Raw genomic sequence first — 21279 nt, 5'->3', positions numbered from 1 at the left:
TCGGGCGTACGCTGGCTGTGCCAGACCTCAGCACCCCCGGGAGCCCACCATGCCCGTCCGCCGCCTCAACCACGCGGTGCTCTGGATCCGCGACGTCGACCGCTCGGTCGCGTTCTACACCGACGTCTTCGGGTTCCGGCTCGACCACCTGATCCCCGGCCGGGCCGCCTTCCTCAGTGCCCCCGGCAGCCTCAACGACCACGACCTGGGCCTGTTCGCGATCGGTGCGAACGCCCCCGGCCCCGAACAGGGTCGGATCGGGCTCTACCACCTGGCCTGGGAGGTCGGCACGCTCGGCGAGCTGGCCGAGCTCGGCGCCAGGCTGGACGGGCTCGGCTCACTGGTCGGCGCGACCGACCACCTGGTCTCCAAGTCCTTCTACGCCAAGGACCCGGACGGCAACGAGTTCGAGCTGATGTGGCGCGTCCCGCGCGAGGACTGGCCGAGCGAGGACTCCGGGCTGCGTTCGGGCCCGCTCGACCTGGCCGGGGCGCTGGAGCGCTGGGGCCCGGACCTGGCCACCGGCGCCGCGGCCGGCCAGTCCACCTGACGGCTACCGCGCCGTCCGCCCGTCCGCCCCGTCGGTCTGCTCCAGCCGTGCCGCGTGGTCCGGCACGTACCTCTGCAGATCACGCGGCGGGCGCCGGTAGCCCTTGGACGGCGGCCTGGGCGGCAGCTCGACCGGCGGCTTCTCGATCTCCCGGTACGGGACGCTGGAGAGCAGGTGGGCGATCATGTTGATCCTGGACCGCCGCTTGTCGTCGCTCTCCACCACGTTCCACGGCGAACCGGGCAGGTCGGTGTGGGCGAACATCTCGTCCTTGGCCCGCGAGTACTCCTCCCAGCGGGTGATCGACTCGGTGTCCATCGGCGAGAGCTTCCACCGCCGCATCGGGTCCTCCAGGCGGGAGCGGAAGCGCCGCTCCTGCTCCTCCAGGCTGACCGAGAACCAGTACTTGCGGAGCAGGATGCCCGCCTCGATCAGCATCCGCTCGAAGGTCGGGCACTGGTGCAGGAACTGCCGGTGCTCCTCGTCGGTGCAGAAGCCCATCACTCGCTCCACGCCTGCCCGGTTGTACCAGCTGCGGTCGAACAGCACGATCTCGCCGGCCGCGGGCAGCTGTTCGACGTACCGCTGGAAGTACCACTGGCCGCGCTGGCGCTCGGTCGGCACCGGGAGGGCCACGATCCGGGCCACGCGCGGGTTCAGGTACTCCGTCACCCGCTTGATCGCGCCGCCCTTGCCCGCCGCGTCCCGGCCCTCGAAGACCACCACCAGCCGGGCGCTCTCGACCCTGACCCACTCCTGGAGCTTCACCAACTCACCCTGAAGCCGCAGGAGTTCCTGCTCGTACGCCTTCCGGGGAAGTTGACCGGGTGCCGCCGCCACTGTGCCCTCCGCTCGCCGGATGCCGATGAGCATCCACGCTACGGGCGATCCCCCGCCGCTGCAGGTGACGGCGCCGGATCGGACGGCGCCCCGCGGAACGTCCGGGCGGCCTCGGCGGCCGGGCTCCCGGGCGGGCCGACGGTTCGTCGGTGCGGGCCGCGATCGGCGACGGCACCGGCAGCCCCCTGCACTGCCGGTACCGGTCCGCCTCGCGGCTGATCAACTCTGCCCTGCCCCGGCGCCCGGGTCCAATAGCCCCTTCCATAACCTTGGGGAATGGACATAGACACCCGGCTGCTGCGCTACTTCACCACGGTCTGCGAAGAGGGCCAGCTCACCGCCGCGGCGGGCCGGTTGTTCGTCTCCCAACCCACCCTGACCAAGCAGATCCGCAGGCTGGAGAGCGAGCTCGGGGTCACCCTGCTGCGGCGCTCCCGGGAGGGGGTGACGCCCACCGCGGCCGGGCACGCGCTGGCCACCCACGCGGCGCGGATGCTGGAGAGCTGGGAGGACGCACTGCGGGCCACCCGGCAGGCGGCGGACACGGCCGGCGGCACGCTGCGGGTGGGCTTCTCGGGCAGCACCATCAACCTGGTCGGCTTGCCCACCATCGCGGAGTTCGGCCGCCGGATGCCCGGTTGGCAGGTCCGGATGCGCCAGAACAACTGGGTGGACCCCACCTCGGGGCTGGCCTCCGGCGAGACGGATCTGGTGCTCTGGCACGGTCCGGCGTCGCTGGCACGGGAGTTCGCGACCGCCGTGCTGGGCACCGAGGAGCGCTGGGTGGCGCTCTCGGTCGAACACCCGCTGACCGCCCGCGAGTCGGTGGACCTCGCCGATCTGCTGGACGAGCCCTTCGTGGCGATACCGCAGGAGTCGGGCGCCTGGCGGGACTACTGGCTCGGTGTTGAGGAGCGCGGCGGCAGACCGGTCACGATCGGCGCCGTGGCGCACAACGCCGACGAGTGGCTGGCGGCGATAGCCTGCGGGCAGGGCGTCGGTTTCACCCCCGAGTCGATGCGGCGCCTCGCCCCGCGCCCGGACGTGGCGTTCCGCCCGGTGCGAGGCCTGAGCCCCAGCCAGGTCGGCCTGCACTGGCTGCGCGACCGGTCGGCGACCCCCGCGATGGACGCCTTCATCCGCAGCTGCCGGCAGACCATCGCGGTCGGGGCGAACCGGTAGCGCACGGGAAGCTCGCACCCGGCAGGAGGACGCACCTCCCGCCCACAAGGCGGTGGTTCAGCTCGCCTCGAACGGCGTCGGGTAGCGGCACAGGCCGCGCGGGCGCCCGTCGTAGGAAGTGAGCGGCAGTGCCTGGAAGTACTCGTCGCGGACCGGGAACGGCCCGGTGACCTCGTGCCGGGAGGCCGGGGTGAAGCCGAAGTGCCGGTAGTAGTTGGGGTCGCCGAGTACCACCACCAGCCGCTCCCCGGCCGCGTCCGCCGCGTCCAGGGCGGCCTGCACCACCATCCGGCCCACGCCCTTGCCCTGCCACTCGGGCGCGACCGCCACCGGGGCGAGCGCCAGCCCCTCGCCCTGGCCGATCCGGAGCCGGGTCAACAGCGCGTGCGCGACGACCAGTTCGCGCTCCGCCAGGTCGGTCACGGCGACCACGGAGAGTTGGTCCAGCCAGGACGGGTCCTGGCGCAGCGCGTCCACCAGATCGGCCTCGTCCGGCCCGGGGAAGGCGGCCATGTGCACGCGTCTGGTCGCCGGAGCGTCCGAGGGGCGCTCAACTCTGATACGTACGTTCATGCTCGGTCCTCCGCTAGTCACACCCCGTTGTGGGACGTTGTGGACCGGCCCCGGCCAGGTGTCGGGGACACCGGACCGGGGCCGTGAAGGTGATGCTACTGATCCGACCGGACCCGTCCCTCAGGCCTCGTTCGAGACCTCGGTCTTGGCCTTGGCCTCGGCCGCGGCCTTGGGCTGCGCGTCGACACCGGCCTCCCGGCGCTGGGCCGCGGTGATCGGGGTCGGCGCGCCGGTCAGCGGGTCACCACCGGTGGAGGTCTTCGGGAAGGCGATCACGTCCCGGATGGTGTCGTACCCGCCGAGCAGGGTGACGATCCGGTCCAGGCCGAAGGCGACGCCACCGTGCGGCGGCGGGCCGTAGTTGAAGGCGTCCAGCAGGAAGCCGAACTGTGAGGTGGCCTCGTCCTCGGAGAGCCCGATCGCGTCGAACGCCCGCTTCTGCACCTCGCGCTGGTGGATACGGATCGAACCGCCGCCCAGCTCCGAGCCGTTGAGCACCAGGTCGTAGGCGTTGGAGAGCGCATTGCCCGGGTCGGTGTCGAAGGTGGCCAGCGACTCGGCGGTCGGCGCGGTGAACGGGTGGTGCACCGCGTGCCAGCCCTGGAACTCGCCCTTGTCGTCCTCGATCGGCTCGAACATCGGGAAGTCGACCACCCAGAGGAAGGCCCACTTCGACTCGTCGATCAGGTTGCAGCGGCGGCCGATCTCCAGTCGGGCGGCGCCGAGCAGCTCCTGCGAGGCGGTCTTCCGGCCGGCCGCGAAGAAGACCGCGTCGCCCGGCTTGGCACCCGCGGCGGCGGCGAGGCCGGCCAGGTGCTCCTCGGAGAGGTTCTTGGCGACCGGGCCGCGCAGCTCACCGGTCTCGGCGTCGACCAGGACGTACGCCAGGCCCCGGGCGCCGCGCGCCTTGGCCCAGTCCTGCCAGGCGTCCAGCTGCTTGCGCGGCTGCGAGGCACCGCCGGGCATGACCACCGCACCGACGTACGGCGCCTGGAACACCCGGAACCCGGTGCCCTTGAAATACTCGGTGAGGTCGGCGAGTTCCTGGCCGAAGCGGACGTCCGGCTTGTCGGAGCCGTAGCGGGACATGGCGTCCGCGTAGCTCATCCGGGGCAGCGGGTTCGGGATCTCGTAGCCGTGCACCTCGCGCCAGATGGCAGCGATGATCTTCTCGCCGAGGGCCAGGATGTCCTCCTGGTCGACGAAGGAGGCCTCGATGTCCAGCTGGGTGAACTCCGGCTGCCGGTCGGCGCGGAAGTCCTCGTCGCGGAAGCAGCGCGCGATCTGGTAGTAGCGCTCCATGCCGGCCACCATCAGCAGCTGCTTGAACAGCTGGGGCGACTGCGGCAGCGCGTACCAGGAACCGGGCTGCAGGCGGACCGGGACCAGGAAGTCGCGGGCGCCCTCGGGGGTGGAGCGGGTGAGGTACGGCGTCTCGATGTCGAGGAAGTCGTTCTCCTCCATCACCCGGCGGATGATGTTGTTGACCTTGGAGCGCAGCCGCAGGCCCTTGGCCGGGCCCTCCCGGCGCAGGTCCAGGTAGCGGTAGCGCAGCCGGACCTCCTCGTTGACCGTGCCCGGCTCGTACTCGGCGACCGGGAACGGCAGCGGGGCCGCCTCGGAGAGCACCTCGATCTCGCTGACCACGACCTCGACCTTGCCGGTCGGGATCTCCGGGTTCTCGTTGCCCTCCGGGCGGACGCGCACCTCGCCGACCACCTTGACGCAGTACTCGGCGCGCAGGCCGTGCACCGACTCCAGGTCGCGGACCACGATCTGCACGGTGCCGGAGGCGTCGCGCAGGTCGATGAACGCGACACCGCCGTGGTCCCGGCGGCGGGCGACCCAGCCGGCCAGGGTGACGGACTCTCCGGCGTGCTCCGCGCGGAGCGTGCCCGCGTCGTGCGTGCGGATCACAGCTGCTTCTCCTTCAGGGTGGATACGAGTGCTTCGAGGGCGACGGGGGCCTGCTCGCCGGTGGCCATGTCCTTGAGCTGGACGACCCCTTCGGCGAGATCTCGGTCCCCGGCGACCAGGGCGAAGCGGGCGCCGGAACGGTCGGCGGACTTCATGGCGTTCTTGATCCCCTTGACGCCGAAGGCGAGGTCGGTGGCGACGCCGGCCCGGCGCAGCTCGATCACCTTGGCGAAGAGCACGTTCTTGGCCTCCTCGCCGAGCGCCACGGCGTAGACCGAGGTGGCGCCGGGCAGGTCGAGGGTGATGCCCTCGGCCTCCAACGCGAGGTAGGTGCGGTCCACCCCGAGGCCCCAGCCGACCGACGGCAGCGCGGGGCCGCCGAGCATCTCGGACAGGCCGTCGTAGCGGCCGCCGCCGCCGATCGCGGACTGGGCGCCGAGACCGTTGTGCACGAACTCGAAGGTGGTCCGGGTGTAGTAGTCCAGGCCGCGGACCAGCCTCGGGGCGTCCTCGAAGGCGACACCGGCGGCGGTCAGCAGCTCGCGGACCTTCTCGTCGTACGCCTTGCAGTCCTCGCACAGGTAGTCGCGCAGGCGCGGGGCGTCGGCCAGCTGCACCTGGACGTTCTCGCGCTTGTCGTCCAGCACGCGCAGCGGGTTGATCTCGCAGCGGCGGCGGGTCTCCTCGTCCAGGACGAGGGTGCGCAGGAACTCCTGGAGCGCGGCGCGGTAGACCGGGCGGCACTGCTTGTCGCCCAGGCTGTTGATCAGCAGCTTGTAGTCGCGCAGCCCCAGCGAGCGGAACGCGTCGTCGGCCAGGATGATCAGCTCGGCGTCCAGCGCCGGGTCCTCGGCGCCGAGCGCCTCTGCGCCGACCTGGGCGAATTGGCGGTAGCGGCCCTTCTGCGGGCGCTCGTAGCGGTAGAACGAGCCCGAGTACCAGAGCTTCACCGGCAGGTTGCCGAGCTTGTGCAGGTTGGCCTGGAGCGCGGCGCGCAGCACGGAGGCGGTGCCCTCGGGGCGCAGCGCGAGGTCCTCGCTGCCGCGCTTGGTAAGGGAGAACATCTCCTTGGTGACGATGTCGGTGGACTCGCCGACACCGCGCGAGAAGAGCTTGACGTCCTCGAAGACCGGCGTCTCGATGTAGCCGTACCCGGCCCGGCGCAGCGGCGCGGACAGGCGCTCGCGGACCGCCAGGAAGGTCGCGGAGCTGGGCGGCAGCAGGTCGTAGGTGCCCTTGGGGGCGGTGAAGGTACTCAACTTCTCTTCCGTCACATTCCTCGTCGCGGGACAGCTGGAGCGTCCCCCGCTCCGGCTACCTGCCTGAGGTAGGGGTTGGTGGCGCGCTCACGGCCGATGGTGGTCTGGGAGCCGTGGCCGGAGAGGACCACGGTGGCGTCGTCGAGGGGCAGGCAGACCCGGGCCAGCGATTCCATGATCGCCTTGCTGTCACCACCCGGGAGGTCCGTGCGCCCGATGGAGCCGGCGAAGAGCAGATCGCCCGAGAACAGCACCGGAGGAACCTCTCCGGCCGCGGGCGTCCTGAAGGTCACCGACCCCCCGGTATGGCCGGGCGCGTGGTCGACGGTGAGCTCCAGGCCCGCCAGTTCCAGGACACTGCCGTCCTTCAACTCCCGTACGTCGTCCGGCTCGCCGACCGTGATCGAGCCCATCAGCTGCTGCCCGAGCGAGCGGCCGAGCGCCCGCTCCGGGTCGGCCATCATGTAGCGGTCCTCGGGGTGGATCCAGGCCGGCACGTTCCGGGCGCCGCAGACCGGCACCACCGAGGCGATGTGGTCGATGTGCCCGTGGGTGAGCAGCACGGCCACCGGCTTCAGCCGGTGCTCGCGGATCAGGTCCTCGACGCCCCGGGCCGCCTCGTGGCCGGGATCGACGATCACGCACTCCTCACCGGCGGCCGGGGCGACCAGGTAGCAGTTGGTGCCCCAGGCTCCGGCTGGAAATCCGGCGACGAACACGTGACGTCCTCATGCTCTCGGGTGGCGGTGCCTTCCCTGATTCGTCACCGCTGGTCTCACCGCAGCCTACCGGCGGTACGGCACCGGTTGCGAACCAGATAGCGGTGAGTCCGCCCCGGGCCCCGCCGACTCGCGGCTGCCGGAACCTCCGGTTGATCCCGCACTTACGCACCAGGTCTTTACACTTGGCCGCCAGCGGGTGGGATGATCCCGCACGACAAGCAGGCACGACATCAGGAGACACGGCCGGTGGTCAGCAGCGAACAGCGGCGGCGGCAGCTCGCCCGCGAGAAGTACGAGCGGCAGATGGAACGCCGGGTAGAGGCCCAGCGCAAGGCCAAGCGCCGCAACGCCGTCGTGAGCGCAGCCGTCGCGGCCGTCGTGGTGATCGCCGGCGCCGGCGCCTGGGCGGGCGGCATGTTCGACAAGCACACGTCCAAGAACGCCGCGCCGCAGGCCGCTCCGACCCCGACCGCCGCCCCCACCCCGGTCAAGGGCTGCGCCGACCCGGCGCCCGGCAAGCCGAACGGCAAGCAGTGGAAGACCGAGCCGGCCATGTCGGTCGACACCGGCGCCAAGTACACCGCCACGCTGAGCACCAGCTGCGGCAAGGTGACCTTGGAGTTGGACGCCGCGAAGGCGCCGCACACGGTCAACTCCTTCGTCTTCCTCGCCGGCGAGCAGTACTTCGACCACACCAAGTGCCACCGGCTCACCACCTCGGGCATCTACGTGCTGCAGTGCGGCGACCCGACGGGCACCGGATCCGGCGGCCCCGGCTACCAGTTCGCGGACGAGAACCTGACCGGCGCGACCTACCCGGCGGGCACCGTGGCGATGGCCAACGCCGGTCCGGGCACCAACGGCAGCCAGTTCTTCCTGGTCTACAAGGACACCAAGCTGCCGCCCAACTACACCCCGTTCGGCAAGATCACCGACGGCCTGGACGTGCTGAACAACATCGCAGGCGGCGGCGAGAACGACGCCAACCGCCCGGGCGACGGCGCCCCGAACGCCAACGTGGTACTGAACTCGGTTACCGCCGCCAAGAGTTGATACTCTGCGGCGCTGCCTCCCGCTGCCGCGCGGGCGGCCCGGGAGGCAGCGCCGCCAGAAATCGCCCGGCCCGGATGCGGACAGCACCGGCGCTGGTCGCCTATGTTGCTGTTGTATAGGGTGCCCTGACCGTCGGCCGTCACCCTCGGCGCGAACAAACTCGACGGCTCGGACGGCGGACTCCATCGGTCCGCCGCACATCAACTGTGGACGACGTACGCGCACCACACTCGGGTGGGCGCGACGTCATGTGGAGGAGGCGCTGTGAGCAGCGACCCGTGGGGCCGTGTCGACGAGCAGGGGAACGTCTACGTCAGGACGGCCGAGGGCGAACACCTCGTCGGCTCCTGGCAGGCGGGCTCCCCCGAGGAGGCCCTCGCCTACTTCGAGCGCAAGTACCAGGGCCTGGAAGCCGAGATCGGCCTGCTGGAGCACCGCGTCCGCAAGACCGACCTGGCCGCCAAGGACGCCCAGACCGCGCTGGAGCACCTGCGCCAGCAGGTCGTCGAGGGGCACGCGGTCGGCGACCTGGCCTCGCTCGCCCAGCGGCTCGACACGCTCAGCGGCGAGATCGAGTCCCGGCAGGCGGAGCGCAAGGCGGCTCGCGCCAAGGCCCAGGAGGACGCCCGTACGGCCAAGGAGAACCTGGTCGCCGAGGCCGAGCGGCTCGCCGGGTCCACCCAGTGGCGGGAGGCCGGCGACCGGCTGCGCGCCCTGGTGGACACCTGGAAGAGCCTGCCCCGCCTGGACCGCAAGAGCGACGACGAGCTGTGGCACCGCTTCTCGCACGCCCGCTCGGTGTTCTCCAAGCACCGCAAGGCGCACTTCGCGACCCTGGACGCGGAGCGCGAGAGCGCCCGCGCGACCAAGGAGCGGCTGGTCGCCGAGGCCGAGGCGCTGTCCGACTCCACCGACTGGGGCGACACGGCCGCTGCCTACCGCGACCTGATGGCGCGCTGGAAGGCCGCCGGGCGGGCCCAGCGGGACGCCGAGGAAGAGCTGTGGGCCCGGTTCCGGGGCGCGCAGGACGTCTTCTTCCAGGCCCGTGCCGCCGCCTTCAGCGAGCGGGACGCCGAGCAGGTCGAGAACCAGAAGCTGAAGGAGACCCTGCTGGTCGAGGCCGAGGCGATCCTGCCGGTCACCGACCTCAAGGCCGCCAAGGCCGCGCTGCGCGACATCAGCGAGCGCTGGGAGGCGATCGGCCACGTGCCGCGCGACGCCCGGCCGAAGCTGGACGGCCGCCTGAACGCGGTCGAGCGGGCCATCCGCGAGGCCGAGGACGCCGAGTGGAAGCGCTCCAACCCGGAGGCCAAGGCCCGCGCCGCCGGTATGACCGGTCTCCTCCAGGCCGCCGTGGACAAGCTCCAGTCCGACCTGGACAAGGCCCGTGCCGCCGGCAACGCGGGCAAGGTCGCCAAGCTGGAGTCCGAACTGGCGGGCCGTCAGGCGCTGCTGGACCAGGCCCAGAAGAGCCTGCAGGAGTTCAGCGGCTGAGTACCGCTGTGACAGGGGCGCCGGTCCTCGTCCGGTAGCCCGCGCGGGGCCGTCCACGCGGCCTCCGGCGCCCCTGTCCTTGCCCTGCCTACAGGCGCCAGTGCTGTTCGGCGGCCCAGTCCGCGAAGCGCTGCCAGCCCACCTCGGGATGGTCCCGGCGCAGCCCTTCCACGTCGACGTCCAGGCCTACCTCGGTGAAGTAGCGGAACATCGCGGCCAGATCGGCCGAGTACGCCTCGATCTCGGCGAGCGGCTTGGTCTCGAAGCCGATCGGCCGCCCGCACGCCCCGCTGAGCACCTCGGCCATCCCGGGACAGGTGAGCCGGTCGGAGGCGATGTCGATCCGCCGCTCGGCGAACTCCTCGGGCCTGGCGAAGACCTCGGCCGCGAAGGCCCCGATGTCCCGCGCGGAGATCAGCGCGAGCGGACGGTCCGCGGGCAGCGGCAGCACGAACCTCCCCTCCCGCAGGCCGCTCAGCGTCCACTCCCCGGTGTAGTTCTCCATGAACGCCGCCGGCCCGAGCACCGTCCAGGGCACGCCGAGCCCGGCCAGGTGCCGCTCGATCCGGTACTTGCTGTCGAAGTGCGGGATGCCGGTCCCCCGGTCCGCGTGGGCGGCCGAGCTGAACACGATCCGACCGACCCCCGCCGCCGCGGCGGCGTCCAGCAGCGCCGTCCCCTGCCGCACCTCCGTCCCGGTGTCGGTACCGAAGGGCGTGGACATCGCGAAGAGCGCGTCCACCCCGATCAGCGCCGCGTCCAGCGACTCCCGCCGGTCGAAGTCGGCGAAGACCACCTCGGCCCCGGCCGCGCGCAGCCGCGCGGCGACGGACGACTGCGGCAGACGGGTGAACGCCCGCACGCGAAAGCCCCGTTCCAGCAGGGCAAGGGCGGCCGCTCCGCCCTGGGCGCCGGTCGCACCCGCGACGGCGACATAGGATTCATTCGTCATGCAGGAACTGTACGACGCAATCTCTGCGTCGCGCAGATATTTTTTCGGAGGTGACCGGTGCGGCCGACCGAACTGGAGCAGGAGTCCCGCCGCTACATGGCCGCGTACGCCCTGTTCAACCAGGCGATCGCGGACCATCTCGGCCTGCACCCCACCGATGTGCAGTGCCTCAATCTGCTGACGCTGGAGAGCGGTCCGCTCACCACCGGGCGGGTCGCCGAGCTCACCGGACTCACCAGTGGCTCGGCGACCCGCCTGGTCGACCGCCTGGAGAAGGCGGGGTACGTGACCCGCCGCCGCGACAGCTCCGACCGGCGGCGGGTACTGGTCGAACCGGTGCCCGAGGCGACCAGGCGGCTCGGCGAGCTCTGGGCCCGTCTGGGCGAGGGCTGGCAGACGCTGCTGGTCGGGTACAGCGACGCCGAACTCGCCTTCCTCACCCGTCACATGCGCCGCACCACCGAACTCGCCGCCAGGCAGGTCGAGCTGCTCAGGGAGATGGGCCGAGCCGGGTAGGCGCCGGCCGGATCAGGTGGTCGCCGTCCCGGAGGGAGTCGACCCGAAGATCTGGGTGAGCCGGTTGAGGTCGATGCTCTGCGAAGGCGCAGGGGTGGTGTTCTTCACCGGCACGGAGAACTCCTTGAAGTTGAGCGTCTCGCTGCCGATGCCGCCGGTCCGCTGGAAGTGGAGCGGGTAGGGACGGCCCTGGGTGGCCACCCAGAGGGTGCCGTGCTCCTCGCCCTTGGTGCCCAGTACGGACACCGCCGGAACGCCGTTGCTGAAGCCCTGGGGGCCCGTGGTCAGGTCGACCCCGGTGGGCGACAGCGAGTCGGCCAGCTGGGACAGGTCGCAGATCGAGGCGAGTTCCAGGAACTGCACGTTGTCGGCGGTGGTCTTGAGGTAGCGGTCGCCCACCAGCTGGGCCACCGCCTGTCCGCCGTGGTTCTGCCAGAACGCCTGGTCGGGCTTGACCCAGAGGTCATTGCCCACCCTGATGACCTGGAAGTTGCCGAGGAAGCTCTCGCTCACGGAACCGTTGCAGTTGCCGCCGACGTCCATCGACAGGTCGAAGGTGACCAGGTTGACGCCGTCGTCGATCCGGCCGTTGACGTGGGACGATTGGCCGTCCTTGAGCGCCTTGATCGCCGCCAGCACGACGTTCGACCCGGACAGCTTCGCGACACCGTTGGACGCTAAGGCGGCGGACGGCGAGGGTGAGGGCGAAGCGGCCGCCAGGGCCGTGCCGCCGCCTCCCAGCGCACCTGCCGTCAACGCCGCACAGGCAAGTGCGGTCACAGTCGTCAGCTTGAGGTTCATGGGGCCTCCCACCACTGGGTTGACTCTTCCCAGCCTGTACCGGCAGGAGGCCCCGCGCACATCAGAGCGGCTTCGGCGGTCGGATCACTTCCGTCCGGAGGTGACCCGGTACACGTCGTACACGCCCTCGACCCCGCGGACCGCCTTGAGCACGTGCCCGAGGTGCTTGGGGTCGCCCATCTCGAAGGTGAAGCGGCTCATCGCCACCCGGTCCCGGGAGGTCTGCACCGCCGCCGAGAGGATGTTGACGTGTTGGTCCGAGAGGACCCGGGTGACGTCCGAGAGCAGCCGGGAGCGGTCCAGCGCCTCGACCTGGATCGCCACCAGGAACACCGAGGACTGGGTGGCGGCCCACTCGACCTCGATCATCCGCTCCGGCTGCTGGGCCAGCGACTCCACGTTGACGCAGTCCGAGCGGTGCACCGAGACGCCGTTGCCGCGGGTGACGAAGCCGACGATCGGGTCGCCCGGCACGGGGGTGCAGCAGCGGGAGAGCTTGACCCAGACGTCGTCGACGCCCTTGACGATCACGCCAGGGTCGCCCTTGGCCCGGCGCCGCGCCGCACGGCCCTGACGGGTCGGGGTGGTGGTCTCGGCCAGGTCGTCGGTGGCCTCCTCCTCGCCGCCGAGCGCCTGCACCAACTTCTGCACGATGTTCTGCGCCGCGACATGGCCCTCGCCGATCGCCGCGTAGAGCGAGGAGATGTCGGGGTAGCGCATCTCGTGCGCCAGGGTGACCAGCGAGTCGCCTGTGAGGATGCGCTGGATCGGCAGGCCCTGCTTGCGCATCGCCCGGGCGATGGCGTCCTTGCCCTGCTCGATCGCCTCCTCGCGGCGCTCCTTGGAGAACCACGCCTTGATCTTGTTCCGGGCGCGGGGGGACTTGACGAAGCTCAGCCAGTCCCGGGACGGGCCCGCGTTCTCCGCCTTGGAGGTGAACACCTCGACGGTGTCGCCGTTCTCCAGGGTCGACTCGAGCGGCACCAGCCGGCCGTTGACCCTCGCCCCTATGCAGCGGCAGCCGACCTCGGTGTGCACCGCGAAGGCGAAGTCCACCGGGGTGGCGCCCGCGGGCAGCGCTATGACGTCGCCCTTCGGGGTGAAGACGAAGACCTCGTTGTTGGAGAGGTCGAAGCGCAGCGACTCCAGGAACTCGCCCGGGTCCTCCGTCTCCTTCTGCCAGTCCAGCAGCTGCCGCAGCCAGGCCATCTCGTTGACCGCTCCGGCCTTGTCCTCCTTGCGGACCTGGGTCGGCGTGTCAGTACGGATCTTGGAGGCGCCGGCCACCGCGCGCTGCTTGTACTTCCAGTGCGCGGCGATGCCGTACTCGGCGCGACGGTGCATGTCGAAGGTGCGGATCTGAAGCTCGACCGGCTTGCCGCCGGGACCGATCACCGTGGTGTGCAGCGACTGGTACATGTTGAACTTCGGCATGGCGATGTAGTCCTTGAACCGCCCCGGCACCGGGTTCCACCGCGCGTGGATGGTGCCCAGCGCCGCGTAGCAGTCGCGGACGGTGTCGACCAGGACCCGGATGCCGACCAGGTCGTAGATCTCGGCGAAGTCGCGGCCCCGCACGATCATCTTCTGGTAGACCGAGTAGTAGTGCTTCGGCCGGCCGGTCACCTGGGCAGTGATCCGGGCGCCCTTCAGGTCGCCCTGGACCTGGTCGATCACGGTGGCCAGGTACTCGTCCCGCTTGGGCGCGCGCTCGGCCACCAGACGCACGATCTCGTCGTACATCTTGGGGTAGAGGATCGCGAAGGCGAGGTCCTCCAGCTCCCACTTGATGGTGTTCATGCCCAGCCGGTGCGCCAGCGGGGCGTAGATCTCCAGGGTCTCGCGGGCCTTCTTCTCCTGCTTCTCCCGCTTGAGGTAGCGCATGGTGCGCATGTTGTGCAGGCGGTCGGCCAGCTTGATCACCAGGACCCGCGGGTCCTTGGCCATCGCCACGACCATCTTGCGCACGGTCTCGGCCTGCGCGGCCTCGCCGAACTTGACCCGGTCCAGCTTGGTGACGCCGTCCACCAGCAGTGCGACCGAGTCGCCGAAGTCGCGGCGCAGCGTCTCCAGGCCGTAGTCGGTGTCCTCGACGGTGTCGTGCAGCAGCCCGGCCATCAGGGTCGGGGCGTCCATGCCCAGCTCGGCCAGGATCGTGGCGACGGCGAGCGGGTGGGTGATGTACGGGTCACCGCTCTTGCGCTTCTGTCCGCGGTGCCACTTCTCCGCGACCACGTACGCGCGCTCGATGTCGCGCAGCAGGGCCGGGTCAGCCTTCGGGTCGTTGTCCCTGATGGTGCGGAACAGCGGCTCCAGCACCGGGTTCAGCATCGTGCTGCGCTGGCCGCCGAGGCGGGCCAGGCGGGCTCGCATGCCACCGGAGGACGAGAGCCGCGAGGTGGCGGGCGGCGCCGGACGCACCGGGGTGGCCCCCGAAGGCGCGGGCCGGTTCTCGGGGGCGGCGGCCTCGGCCGTGGGCTGGGCCTCGTCGGGCAAGGGCACTCCTCGGGGCGCGTTGCCTTCCCCTTCGCGCGACCGGGAAGGGGTGAATCTTCATGGTACCCAGCCTGGAACTGCGGCGTTCGACCGCCCGGCGTGCGAGCGGCCTGAGCGAACACGCGCGGGGCGGCGACCACGTGTGTGGTCACCGCCCCGCGCGGTCTTGCTCAGACCAGGACCAGCGTCTCCAGCGGAGCGCCGCCCAGGTGCTCGGTGAGCCGGTCACGGCCGGGCAGGAAGCCCAGTTCCATCAGCACGACCACGCCGGCCGGCTCGGCACCGGCCTGCCGGACCAGGTCCAGCGAGGCGCCCAACGTGCCGCCGGTGGCCAGCACGTCGTCCACCACCAGCACCTTCTCGCCCGGCTCGAAGGCGTCGCACTGGACCTCCAGGGTCGCCGAGCCGTACTCCAGCTCGTAGGAGCGGCCGTACACCTCGCCCGGCAGCTTGCCCTTCTTGCGGATCGGCACGAAGCCGAGCCCGGCCGCGTACGCCGCCGGGGCCGCCAGGACGAACCCCCGTGCCTCCAGACCGACCACCTTGGTGGCGCCCAGTGCCTTCGCCCGGCCCGCCAGCGCGTCGACGAGGGCCGCGAAGGCCTCCGCGTCGGCGAGCAGCGGAGCGATGTCCTTGAACAGCACACCCGGCTTCGGGTAGTCGGGGACGTCCCGGATCCTGCTGTTCAGCAGCTCGGCGAGGGTGGGATCGGAAACGGTCACGGGGGTTCCTCTACTACAGGTACGGCGTGGGTTCAGCGCTTGCCGGACGGGCGGCCCTTGCTGCGGGACCGGCTCTCCGGCTCGCCGCGCTGTCCGACCATACCTGCCGGGATCTCGTCCTCGACAGCCTCCCCCGCGGCGTCCTCGGGGGCCTCGGCGGCCAGCTTGGCGTCGGCGGCACGGCGGCCGAGGACCTTCTTGGCCAGCGCCTGCATCTGGGGGGTCTGCTCCTTGAGCTGCGCGTACAGCGGGGTGGCCACGCAGATGGAGGAGTAGGCACCGGCCGCGAGACCGATGAACAGGGCGAGCGAGATGTCGTTCAGGGTGCCGGCACCGAGCAGGCCGCCGCCGATGAACAGCAGTGCGGAGACCGGCAGCAGGGCGACCACGGTGGTGTTGATGGAGCGCACCAGGGTCTGGTTGAGGCCGTGGTTGGCGGCCTCGCTGAAGGTCTGCTTGTTCTGCTTGGTGATGCCCCGGGTGTTCTCCTTCACGGTGTCGAAGACGACGACCGTGTCGTAGAGCGAGTAACCGAGGATGGTCAGGAAGCCGATCACGGTACCCGGGGTGACCTCGAAGCCCACCAGGGCGTAGACACCGATGGTGATCAGGAGGTCGTGGATCAGCGCGACCAGGGCGGCCGCGGCCATCCGCCACTCGAAGGCGACGGCCAGGTAGACCGTCACCAGCACCATGAAGATCACCAGGCCCAGCAGGGCCTTCTGGGAGATCTCATGGCCCCAGCTCGGGCCGATCACCTGGGCGTTGATGTCCTTGGTCTGGACGTTCAGGTCCTTGGAGAGGCCCTCGATGAAGGTGCTCGCGGGCACCTTCTCCGCGGAGCTCACCTGGATCCTGACCTCACCGGTGCCGGTGTGCTGGACCACCGCGGTCGAGTCATGGGTGATCCTGTTGGCGGCGTCCTGCGCCTGGGCGACCGTCAGTCCCGGCTTGGTCACCGTGTAGACGGACCCGCCCTTGAACTCGATGCCCAGGTGCAGACCCATCGCCAGGCCGATCGCCGCGAGCACCACGATCACGCCGGAGATGCTGTACCAGAGCTTGCGCCGGCCGACGAAGTCGAAGCTGACCTCGCCCTGGTAGAGACGGTGGCCGAGATTGCCGAAGCGTGGCATCGCGTCAGGCCTCCTTCACGGCAGCGGTGGCGGCGGAGCGGCGGCGGCTGCCCCGGATCGGCGGGCGGGCGCCCAGGCGCTTCGGGTCCAGACCGGACCACGGGTGGCCGTCCGCGAAGAACTTGCGGCGGGCCAGGAGGGTGATCAGCGGCTTGGTGAAGAGGAAGATCACCACGACGTCGAGCAGGGTGGTCAGACCGAGGGTGAAGGCGAAGCCCTGCACCTTGCCGACCGAGACGACGTACAGCACCGCGGCACACAGGAAGGACACGAAGTCCGAGACCAGGATGGTGCGGCGGGCGCGCGGCCAGGCGCGCTGGACGGCCGGGCGCAGCGGGGCGCCCTCGCGGACCTCGTCGCGGATGCGCTCGAAGTACACGATGAACGAGTCCGCGGTGATACCGATCGCGACGATGGCGCCGCAGACGGCGGGCAGGTTCAGCGCGAAGCCGATGCCGGCGCCGAGCAGCGACATGATCGAGTAGGTGAGCGCCGCCGAGACCACCAGACCGGCGATCGAGACCAGGCCCAGACCCCGGTAGTAGACCAGCGAGTAGAGGACCACCAGCGCCATGCCGATCGCACCGGCGATCAGACCGGCCTGCAGCTGGTCACCGCCGAGCTGCGGCGAGACGGTGGTGACGTCGCTCTTGTCGAAGGTGAGCGGCAGAGCGCCGTAGCTCAGCACGTTGGCCAGGCTCTTGGCCTGGTCCTGGGTGAAGCTGCCGGAGATCACCGCGTTGCCGCCGGTGATCGACTGGCTGACGTACGGGTGGGAGACGACCTTGCCGTCCAGCACGATGGCGAACTGGTTGGCCGGGGAGGGCTGGGTGGCCAGCTTGCCGGTGGTGGCGGCGAAGGCGCTGGAGCCCTTGTCGTTGAAGGAGAGCTGGACCTGCCAGCCGGCGCCCTGCTGGGTGTCGAAGGTGGCAGCCGCCTTGGAGACGTCCTGGCCGTTCACCGACACCGGGCCGAGCGCGAACTTGTTCCAGACGCCCTGCTCCTTGTCGAAGCTGCAGGCGACCGCGGACTTGCCCGGGTCGGTCTGGTAGTCCTTCTGCTGGGTCGGGTCCGAGCAGTCCAGCGCGGCGAACTGCTGCTGCAGCTCGGGCGGCACGGTGCCCTGGGTCAGGGCCGCGGTCATGTCCGCCGGGGACGGGGTGTTCGGGGCGGTGGACGGCGCGGCACTCTGGCTCGCCGTCGCCGAGGCGCTCGCGGAGCCCGACGGGGTGGCGCCCGCCGAGGCCGACGGGTCGGCCTTCAGCGCGTCGGTGAGGGCTCGGCCCGCCTTGCTGGCGCTCGCGGACGGCGAGGCGGAACCGGTGCCGGCCGAGGCGCCGGCGGACGGCTTGGCGGACGGCGACGGGCTGCCGCTCGCGCTCGGGGTGGACGAGGGGGCCGGGGCCTTCACACCGGTGGGGGCGTAGGCCAGCACCGGACGGAAGTAGAGCTTGGCCGTGGTGCCGACCTGGTCGATCGCGGCCTGCCGGTCACCGCCGTTGGGGATGTTGACGATGATCGTGTCATTGCCCTGGGTCTGCACCTCCGCCTCGGAGACGCCCATCCCGTTGACACGCTTGTTGATGATCGTGACCGCGGTGTCCATGTTGGCCTTGTTGATCGCGGCCTTGTCATCGGACTTGGCGGTCAGCGTGATGCTGGTGCCACCGGCGAGGTCGATCCCCAGTCGCGGGGTCGTGTGACCCTTCCAGAACATGACGGCGACCAGTCCGACAGCGATCGCCAGGATCAGGGCCAGCGCCCGTCCCGGGTAGCCGTCGCGCGGGCGCGACTTTGGTGTTGCCACCTTGCTCGTTTCTCCCTGTCCATGCCGCCGCCCCCACCGGCCCGGTCCGGCTCGTGGCGGGACCGGGACGGGGAGGCGGCGGCCCTGAGGTCCTGGTGTGGGCTCGCGGCTCGTGCCGCTACGGCCGGGGGTGTCGCCCGGTCGTGTTACTTGGCTGCGGGAGCCTCGCCGTCGGCGCTGCCCTTGTCCTTGACGTCCTCGGGCGCGTCCTTCTCGAGGCTGAGCGGCTTCGCGTCGGCGGCCTCCTCCTCGGTGGCCACCTCGTCGGCCGGCTCGTCCTCGGCGGGGCGACCGTTGATGATCGCGTCGTACTCCTGCGGCTCGAGGACGGCGGCGATGGCGCTCTTGATGAAGTGGGTCACCACACCGGGCGCGATCTCCAGCTCGACGGTCTCCTCGTTGACCGACTTCACCAGGGCGTACATGCCACCGATGGTGCGGACTCCCGAGCCGGGCTCCATCGCCGAACGCATCTGCGAGGCCTGCTCCTGCCGCTTCTTGTTCGAGCGGAAGAGCATGAACAGCACGGCGATCATGACGAGGGGAAGAAGGAGAGTAGACACAGCAGCCAGAATCCTTACGGGCCGCCCGCCTGGGCGGCCAGTGGTGGTCGTCGGCCCGTCAGGTGAGAGGGGCGGTCCGGCGGAGTCTAGGCGACCCGCACTGATCGGACAACGCCAAGCATCGCAGAGTGCCGCCGAAAGTGGCGACCCTCCGACCGGCCGTTCTCATCACGCGTCGTTCGTGCCCCCGAACGGTTCGCCTCGCGCGGGCACCGCACCGAGCGGCCGCCAGGGCCCGCTCCCCGGGCGGCATCCGGCGCCTGTCGCCGTCCGCGCTCCCTCCACGCGGCCGTCACTCACGCCGTGTCCCTCGCACCGTCGAACAGCTCGCCCTGCGCGGGCACCGGGCCGCGCGACTGCGGCTGCGTCTGCGGCGGGGTGAGCCCGAGGTGGGTCCAGGCGGCGGCGGTGGCGATCCGACCGCGCGGGGTGCGGGCCAGCAGGCCCTCGCGGACCAGGAACGGCTCGGCGACCTCCTCGACCGTCTCGGCCTCCTCCCCCACCGCGACCGCCAGGGTGGACAGGCCGACCGGGCCGCCGCCGAACAGGCGGAGCAGGGCGTCCAGCACCGCGCGGTCGAGCCGGTCCAGGCCACGGGCGTCGACCTCGTACACCTGGAGGGCCTGCGCGGCGATCTCCTGGGTGATCACTCCGTCATGCCTGACCTGGGCGTAGTCGCGGACCCGGCGCAGCAGCCGGTTGGCGATGCGCGGGGTGCCGCGGGAACGGCCGGCGATCTCGGCCGCACCCTCCGGGTCTATCTCCACGTCCAGCAGGGTCGCGGAGCGGTGCACCACGCGCTGCAGCTCGGCGGGGGCGTAGAACTCCATGTGGCCGGTGAAGCCGAAGCGGTCGCGCAGCGGCGGCGGCAGCAGTCCGGCCCGGGTGGTGGCGCCGACCAGGGTGAAGGGGGGCAGCTCCAGCGGGATGGCGGTGGCGCCCGGGCCCTTGCCGACGATGACGTCGACCCGGAAGTCCTCCATCGCCATGTAGAGCATCTCCTCCGCGGGCCGGGACATCCGGTGGATCTCGTCGAGGAAGAGCACCTCGCCCTCGGTGAGCGAGGAGAGGATGGCGGCCAGGTCGCCGGCGTGCTGGATGGCCGGACCCGAGGTGATCCGGATCGGGGCGTTCAGCTCGGCCGCGATGATCATGGACAGGGTGGTCTTGCCCAGCCCGGGCGGGCCGCTCAGCAGCACGTGGTCCGGCGCGGTGCCGCGCTTGCGGGCGGCCTGCAGCACCAGCGAGAGCTGCTCGCGCACCCGCTCCTGTCCGATGAACTCGTCCAGCTGTTTGGGGCGCAGCGCCGCCTCGACCGCCTGGTCCTCGCCGTCGGCGGCCGCTGTGACGATGCGGTCGGCGTGGTCGAAGTCGTACGGACTCATCGCGGCGGGCTCCTGCCGGCTCGTCGGGTGGTGGTTCGCCTGGTGACGGTTGGTCGGGTGGTCGTTCATCGGGTGCGGTTGAGGGTGCGCAGGGCGGCCTTGAGCAGGGCGCCCACATCGGTGGTGGCCTGCGCCTCAGCCTCGGGGGTGACGGCCGCGACCGCGTCGTCCGCCTCGCGCGGGGCGTAGCCGAGGCCGACCAGGGCGGCGTGCAGCTGCTGGCTCCACGGAGCGGGACCGGCGGCGATCGGCTTCTGCGCCGGGACGCTGCCGTGCGGGGCACCCAGCTTGTCCTTGTACTCCAACAGCAGCTTGGCGGCCTTGGCCTTGCCGATACCGGGGACGGCGATCAGGGCCTTCTCGTCCCCGTTCGCGACCGCGAGGCGCAGCGCGTCGGGGGTGTGCACCCCGAGCATGGCCTGGGCCAGGCGCGGCCCGACGCCCGGGGCCGCCTGCAGGATCTCGAAGGTGGCCCGCTCGTCGTCGTCCGCGAAGCCGTAGAGGGTGAGCGAGTCCTCCCGGACGACCAGCGAGGTGGCGAGCCTGGTGTGCTCGCCCGGCCGCAGGCCGGCCAGGGTACCGGGGGTGCACTGGACGGCCATGCCGACGCCGCCCACCTCGACGACGGCGGTGCCGGCCGCGATGGCGGCGACCGGGCCCTGGACGAAGGCGATCATCGGAGGTGCTCCCTACGGGCGGTCGGTGCTTTGGCGAGGGCGGCGGCGATCCGGTCGATGGCGCCGCCGCGCCAGATGTGGCAGATGGCGAGGGCCAGCGCGTCGGCGGCGTCCGCGGGCTTGGGCGGGGCGTCGAGCCGAAGCAGGCGGGTGACCATGGCGGTGACCTGGGCCTTGTCGGCCCGGCCCGAGCCGGTGACGGCGGCCTTGACCTCGCTGGGGGTGTGCAGGGTGACGGGTATGCCGCGCCGGGTGGCGCAGAGCATCGCGACGGCGCTGGCCTGGGCGGTGCCCATCACGGTGCGGACGTTGTGCTGGGCGAAGACCCGCTCGACGGCGACCAGGTCGGGGCGGTGCTCGTCCAGCCACCGCTCCAGGCCCTGCTCTATCTGCAGCAGCCGCTGCCCGATCTCCGCCTCGGCCGGGGTCCGCACCACGCCGACCCCGAGCATCCGCAGCGGGCGGCCGGGCGCACCGTCGACCACGCCGACACCGCACCTGGTCAGCCCAGGGTCCACGCCCAGTACCTTCACCGAGCCCCACCTTCCGTTCCGACCTGCGAAGGTTACCGGTCGGCTGTGACAACCCCGGTCCCGAACACACCTCCGCCCGGCAGCCGTGCGGGCTGCCGGGC

The 21279-nt window shown here is 71.2% G+C and carries 20 protein-coding genes; 5 read left to right on the top strand and 15 right to left on the bottom strand.

Annotated features, from left to right (window positions below; all coding sequences use genetic code 11):
- Nucleotides 1-49 precede the first annotated feature (49 nt).
- Nucleotides 50-550, top strand: a complete 501-nt coding sequence (locus ACZ5ON_RS04095) for a VOC family protein (protein ID WP_465585148.1) — start codon at nt 50-52, stop codon at nt 548-550.
- Between the two features lie 3 nt (nt 551-553).
- On the opposite strand, the gene ppk2 is transcribed toward ACZ5ON_RS04095, so the two are convergent.
- Complete coding sequence (ppk2, locus tag ACZ5ON_RS04090; protein WP_465585146.1) at nt 554-1423, bottom strand: polyphosphate kinase 2; 870 nt, start codon at nt 1421-1423, stop codon at nt 554-556.
- Nucleotides 1424-1666: 243 nt separating this feature from the next.
- Here ppk2 and ACZ5ON_RS04085 point away from each other — a divergent pair, with 243 nt between their 5' ends.
- Nucleotides 1667-2572, top strand: a complete 906-nt coding sequence (locus ACZ5ON_RS04085) for a LysR family transcriptional regulator (protein ID WP_465585144.1) — start codon at nt 1667-1669, stop codon at nt 2570-2572.
- Nucleotides 2573-2629: 57 nt separating this feature from the next.
- Here the strand turns inward: ACZ5ON_RS04085 and ACZ5ON_RS04080 are convergent, their stop codons facing one another.
- From ACZ5ON_RS04080 to ACZ5ON_RS04065, 4 genes are all read right to left on the bottom strand, one after another.
- On the bottom strand, nt 2630-3145 hold the full coding sequence (locus tag ACZ5ON_RS04080; RefSeq protein ID WP_465585142.1) for a GNAT family N-acetyltransferase: 516 nt from the start codon (nt 3143-3145) through the stop codon (nt 2630-2632).
- A 120-nt stretch (nt 3146-3265) separates the two neighbouring features.
- Complete coding sequence (gene aspS, locus ACZ5ON_RS04075; protein WP_465585140.1) at nt 3266-5062, bottom strand: aspartate--tRNA ligase; 1797 nt, start codon at nt 5060-5062, stop codon at nt 3266-3268.
- Nucleotides 5059-6321 carry a histidine--tRNA ligase gene (gene hisS / locus ACZ5ON_RS04070; RefSeq protein WP_465585137.1) on the bottom strand — a complete coding sequence of 421 codons (1263 nt, stop codon included), beginning with the start codon at nt 6319-6321 and terminating at the stop codon, nt 5059-5061. Before hisS ends, aspS begins: the two co-directional genes overlap by 4 nt.
- 11 nt (nt 6322-6332) lie before the next feature.
- On the bottom strand, nt 6333-7040 hold the full coding sequence (locus tag ACZ5ON_RS04065) for an MBL fold metallo-hydrolase (RefSeq protein WP_465585135.1): 708 nt from the start codon (nt 7038-7040) through the stop codon (nt 6333-6335).
- Between the two features lie 249 nt (nt 7041-7289).
- Here ACZ5ON_RS04065 and ACZ5ON_RS04060 point away from each other — a divergent pair, with 249 nt between their 5' ends.
- Nucleotides 7290-8096, top strand: coding sequence for a peptidylprolyl isomerase (locus ACZ5ON_RS04060; protein WP_465585133.1), 807 nt, complete (start codon nt 7290-7292; stop codon nt 8094-8096).
- Nucleotides 8097-8360: 264 nt separating this feature from the next.
- Nucleotides 8361-9590 (top strand): DUF349 domain-containing protein, encoded by a 1230-nt coding sequence (locus ACZ5ON_RS04055; RefSeq protein WP_465585131.1) that lies wholly within the window; start codon nt 8361-8363, stop codon nt 9588-9590.
- Between the two features lie 88 nt (nt 9591-9678).
- On the opposite strand, the gene ACZ5ON_RS04050 is transcribed toward ACZ5ON_RS04055, so the two are convergent.
- Nucleotides 9679-10542 carry an NmrA/HSCARG family protein gene (locus ACZ5ON_RS04050; protein WP_465585129.1) on the bottom strand — a complete coding sequence of 288 codons (864 nt, stop codon included), beginning with the start codon at nt 10540-10542 and terminating at the stop codon, nt 9679-9681.
- Nucleotides 10543-10638: 96 nt separating this feature from the next.
- On the opposite strand from ACZ5ON_RS04050, the gene ACZ5ON_RS04045 reads away from it, so the two are divergent.
- Nucleotides 10639-11058, top strand: a complete 420-nt coding sequence (locus tag ACZ5ON_RS04045) for a MarR family winged helix-turn-helix transcriptional regulator (protein WP_465585343.1) — start codon at nt 10639-10641, stop codon at nt 11056-11058.
- A gap of 12 nt (nt 11059-11070) precedes the next feature.
- On the opposite strand, the gene ACZ5ON_RS04040 is transcribed toward ACZ5ON_RS04045, so the two are convergent.
- From ACZ5ON_RS04040 to ruvC, 9 genes are all read right to left on the bottom strand, one after another.
- On the bottom strand, nt 11071-11859 hold the full coding sequence (locus ACZ5ON_RS04040) for a hypothetical protein (RefSeq protein WP_465585127.1): 789 nt from the start codon (nt 11857-11859) through the stop codon (nt 11071-11073).
- An 84-nt stretch (nt 11860-11943) separates the two neighbouring features.
- Nucleotides 11944-14355, bottom strand: coding sequence for a RelA/SpoT family protein (locus ACZ5ON_RS04035; RefSeq protein ID WP_465585124.1), 2412 nt, complete (start codon nt 14353-14355; stop codon nt 11944-11946).
- A 170-nt stretch (nt 14356-14525) separates the two neighbouring features.
- Nucleotides 14526-15077 (bottom strand): adenine phosphoribosyltransferase, encoded by a 552-nt coding sequence (locus ACZ5ON_RS04030; protein WP_465585121.1) that lies wholly within the window; start codon nt 15075-15077, stop codon nt 14526-14528.
- 32 nt (nt 15078-15109) lie between these two features.
- Nucleotides 15110-16213: a protein translocase subunit SecF gene (secF, locus tag ACZ5ON_RS04025; protein ID WP_465585118.1), complete on the bottom strand. Its 1104-nt coding sequence runs from the start codon at nt 16211-16213 to the stop codon at nt 15110-15112.
- Between the two features lie 4 nt (nt 16214-16217).
- Nucleotides 16218-18020 (bottom strand): protein translocase subunit SecD, encoded by a 1803-nt coding sequence (gene secD, locus ACZ5ON_RS04020; protein WP_465585116.1) that lies wholly within the window; start codon nt 18018-18020, stop codon nt 16218-16220.
- 146 nt (nt 18021-18166) lie between these two features.
- Nucleotides 18167-18583, bottom strand: a complete 417-nt coding sequence (yajC, locus tag ACZ5ON_RS04015) for a preprotein translocase subunit YajC (protein ID WP_465585113.1) — start codon at nt 18581-18583, stop codon at nt 18167-18169.
- A 296-nt stretch (nt 18584-18879) separates the two neighbouring features.
- The gene (ruvB, locus tag ACZ5ON_RS04010) at nt 18880-19968 is read right to left on the bottom strand and encodes a Holliday junction branch migration DNA helicase RuvB (RefSeq protein WP_465585109.1); all 1089 of its coding nucleotides are present in this window, start codon (nt 19966-19968) and stop codon (nt 18880-18882) included.
- 65 nt (nt 19969-20033) lie between these two features.
- Nucleotides 20034-20645 (bottom strand): Holliday junction branch migration protein RuvA, encoded by a 612-nt coding sequence (ruvA, locus tag ACZ5ON_RS04005; RefSeq protein ID WP_465585107.1) that lies wholly within the window; start codon nt 20643-20645, stop codon nt 20034-20036.
- On the bottom strand, nt 20642-21178 hold the full coding sequence (gene ruvC, locus ACZ5ON_RS04000; RefSeq protein ID WP_465585105.1) for a crossover junction endodeoxyribonuclease RuvC: 537 nt from the start codon (nt 21176-21178) through the stop codon (nt 20642-20644). Before ruvC ends, ruvA begins: the two co-directional genes overlap by 4 nt.
- Between the last annotated feature and the right edge of the window lie 101 nt (nt 21179-21279).

Source organism: Kitasatospora sp. NPDC032150 (assembly GCF_055579945.1).
Note: the sequence above shows the minus strand (reverse complement) of the source record. Positions and strands in the feature narration are given on the sequence as shown.

Bases quoted from the DNA above. Each gene is read 5' to 3' on its own strand.
- ACZ5ON_RS04095 (WP_465585148.1), top strand. From the start codon at position 50: ATGCCCGTCCGCCGCCTCAACCACGCGGTGCTCTGGATCCGCGACGTC.
- ruvB (WP_465585109.1), bottom strand. From the start codon at position 19,968: ATGAGTCCGTACGACTTCGACCACGCCGACCGCATCGTCACAGCGGCC.
- ACZ5ON_RS04080 (WP_465585142.1), bottom strand. From the start codon at position 3,145: ATGAACGTACGTATCAGAGTTGAGCGCCCCTCGGACGCTCCGGCGACC.
- ruvA (WP_465585107.1), bottom strand. From the start codon at position 20,645: ATGATCGCCTTCGTCCAGGGCCCGGTCGCCGCCATCGCGGCCGGCACC.
- ACZ5ON_RS04045 (WP_465585343.1), top strand. From the start codon at position 10,639: ATGGCCGCGTACGCCCTGTTCAACCAGGCGATCGCGGACCATCTCGGC.
- ppk2 (WP_465585146.1), bottom strand. From the start codon at position 1,423: ATGCTCATCGGCATCCGGCGAGCGGAGGGCACAGTGGCGGCGGCACCC.
- secF (WP_465585118.1), bottom strand. From the start codon at position 16,213: ATGCCACGCTTCGGCAATCTCGGCCACCGTCTCTACCAGGGCGAGGTC.
- ACZ5ON_RS04040 (WP_465585127.1), bottom strand. From the start codon at position 11,859: ATGAACCTCAAGCTGACGACTGTGACCGCACTTGCCTGTGCGGCGTTG.
- ACZ5ON_RS04085 (WP_465585144.1), top strand. From the start codon at position 1,667: ATGGACATAGACACCCGGCTGCTGCGCTACTTCACCACGGTCTGCGAA.
- ACZ5ON_RS04050 (WP_465585129.1), bottom strand. From the start codon at position 10,542: ATGACGAATGAATCCTATGTCGCCGTCGCGGGTGCGACCGGCGCCCAG.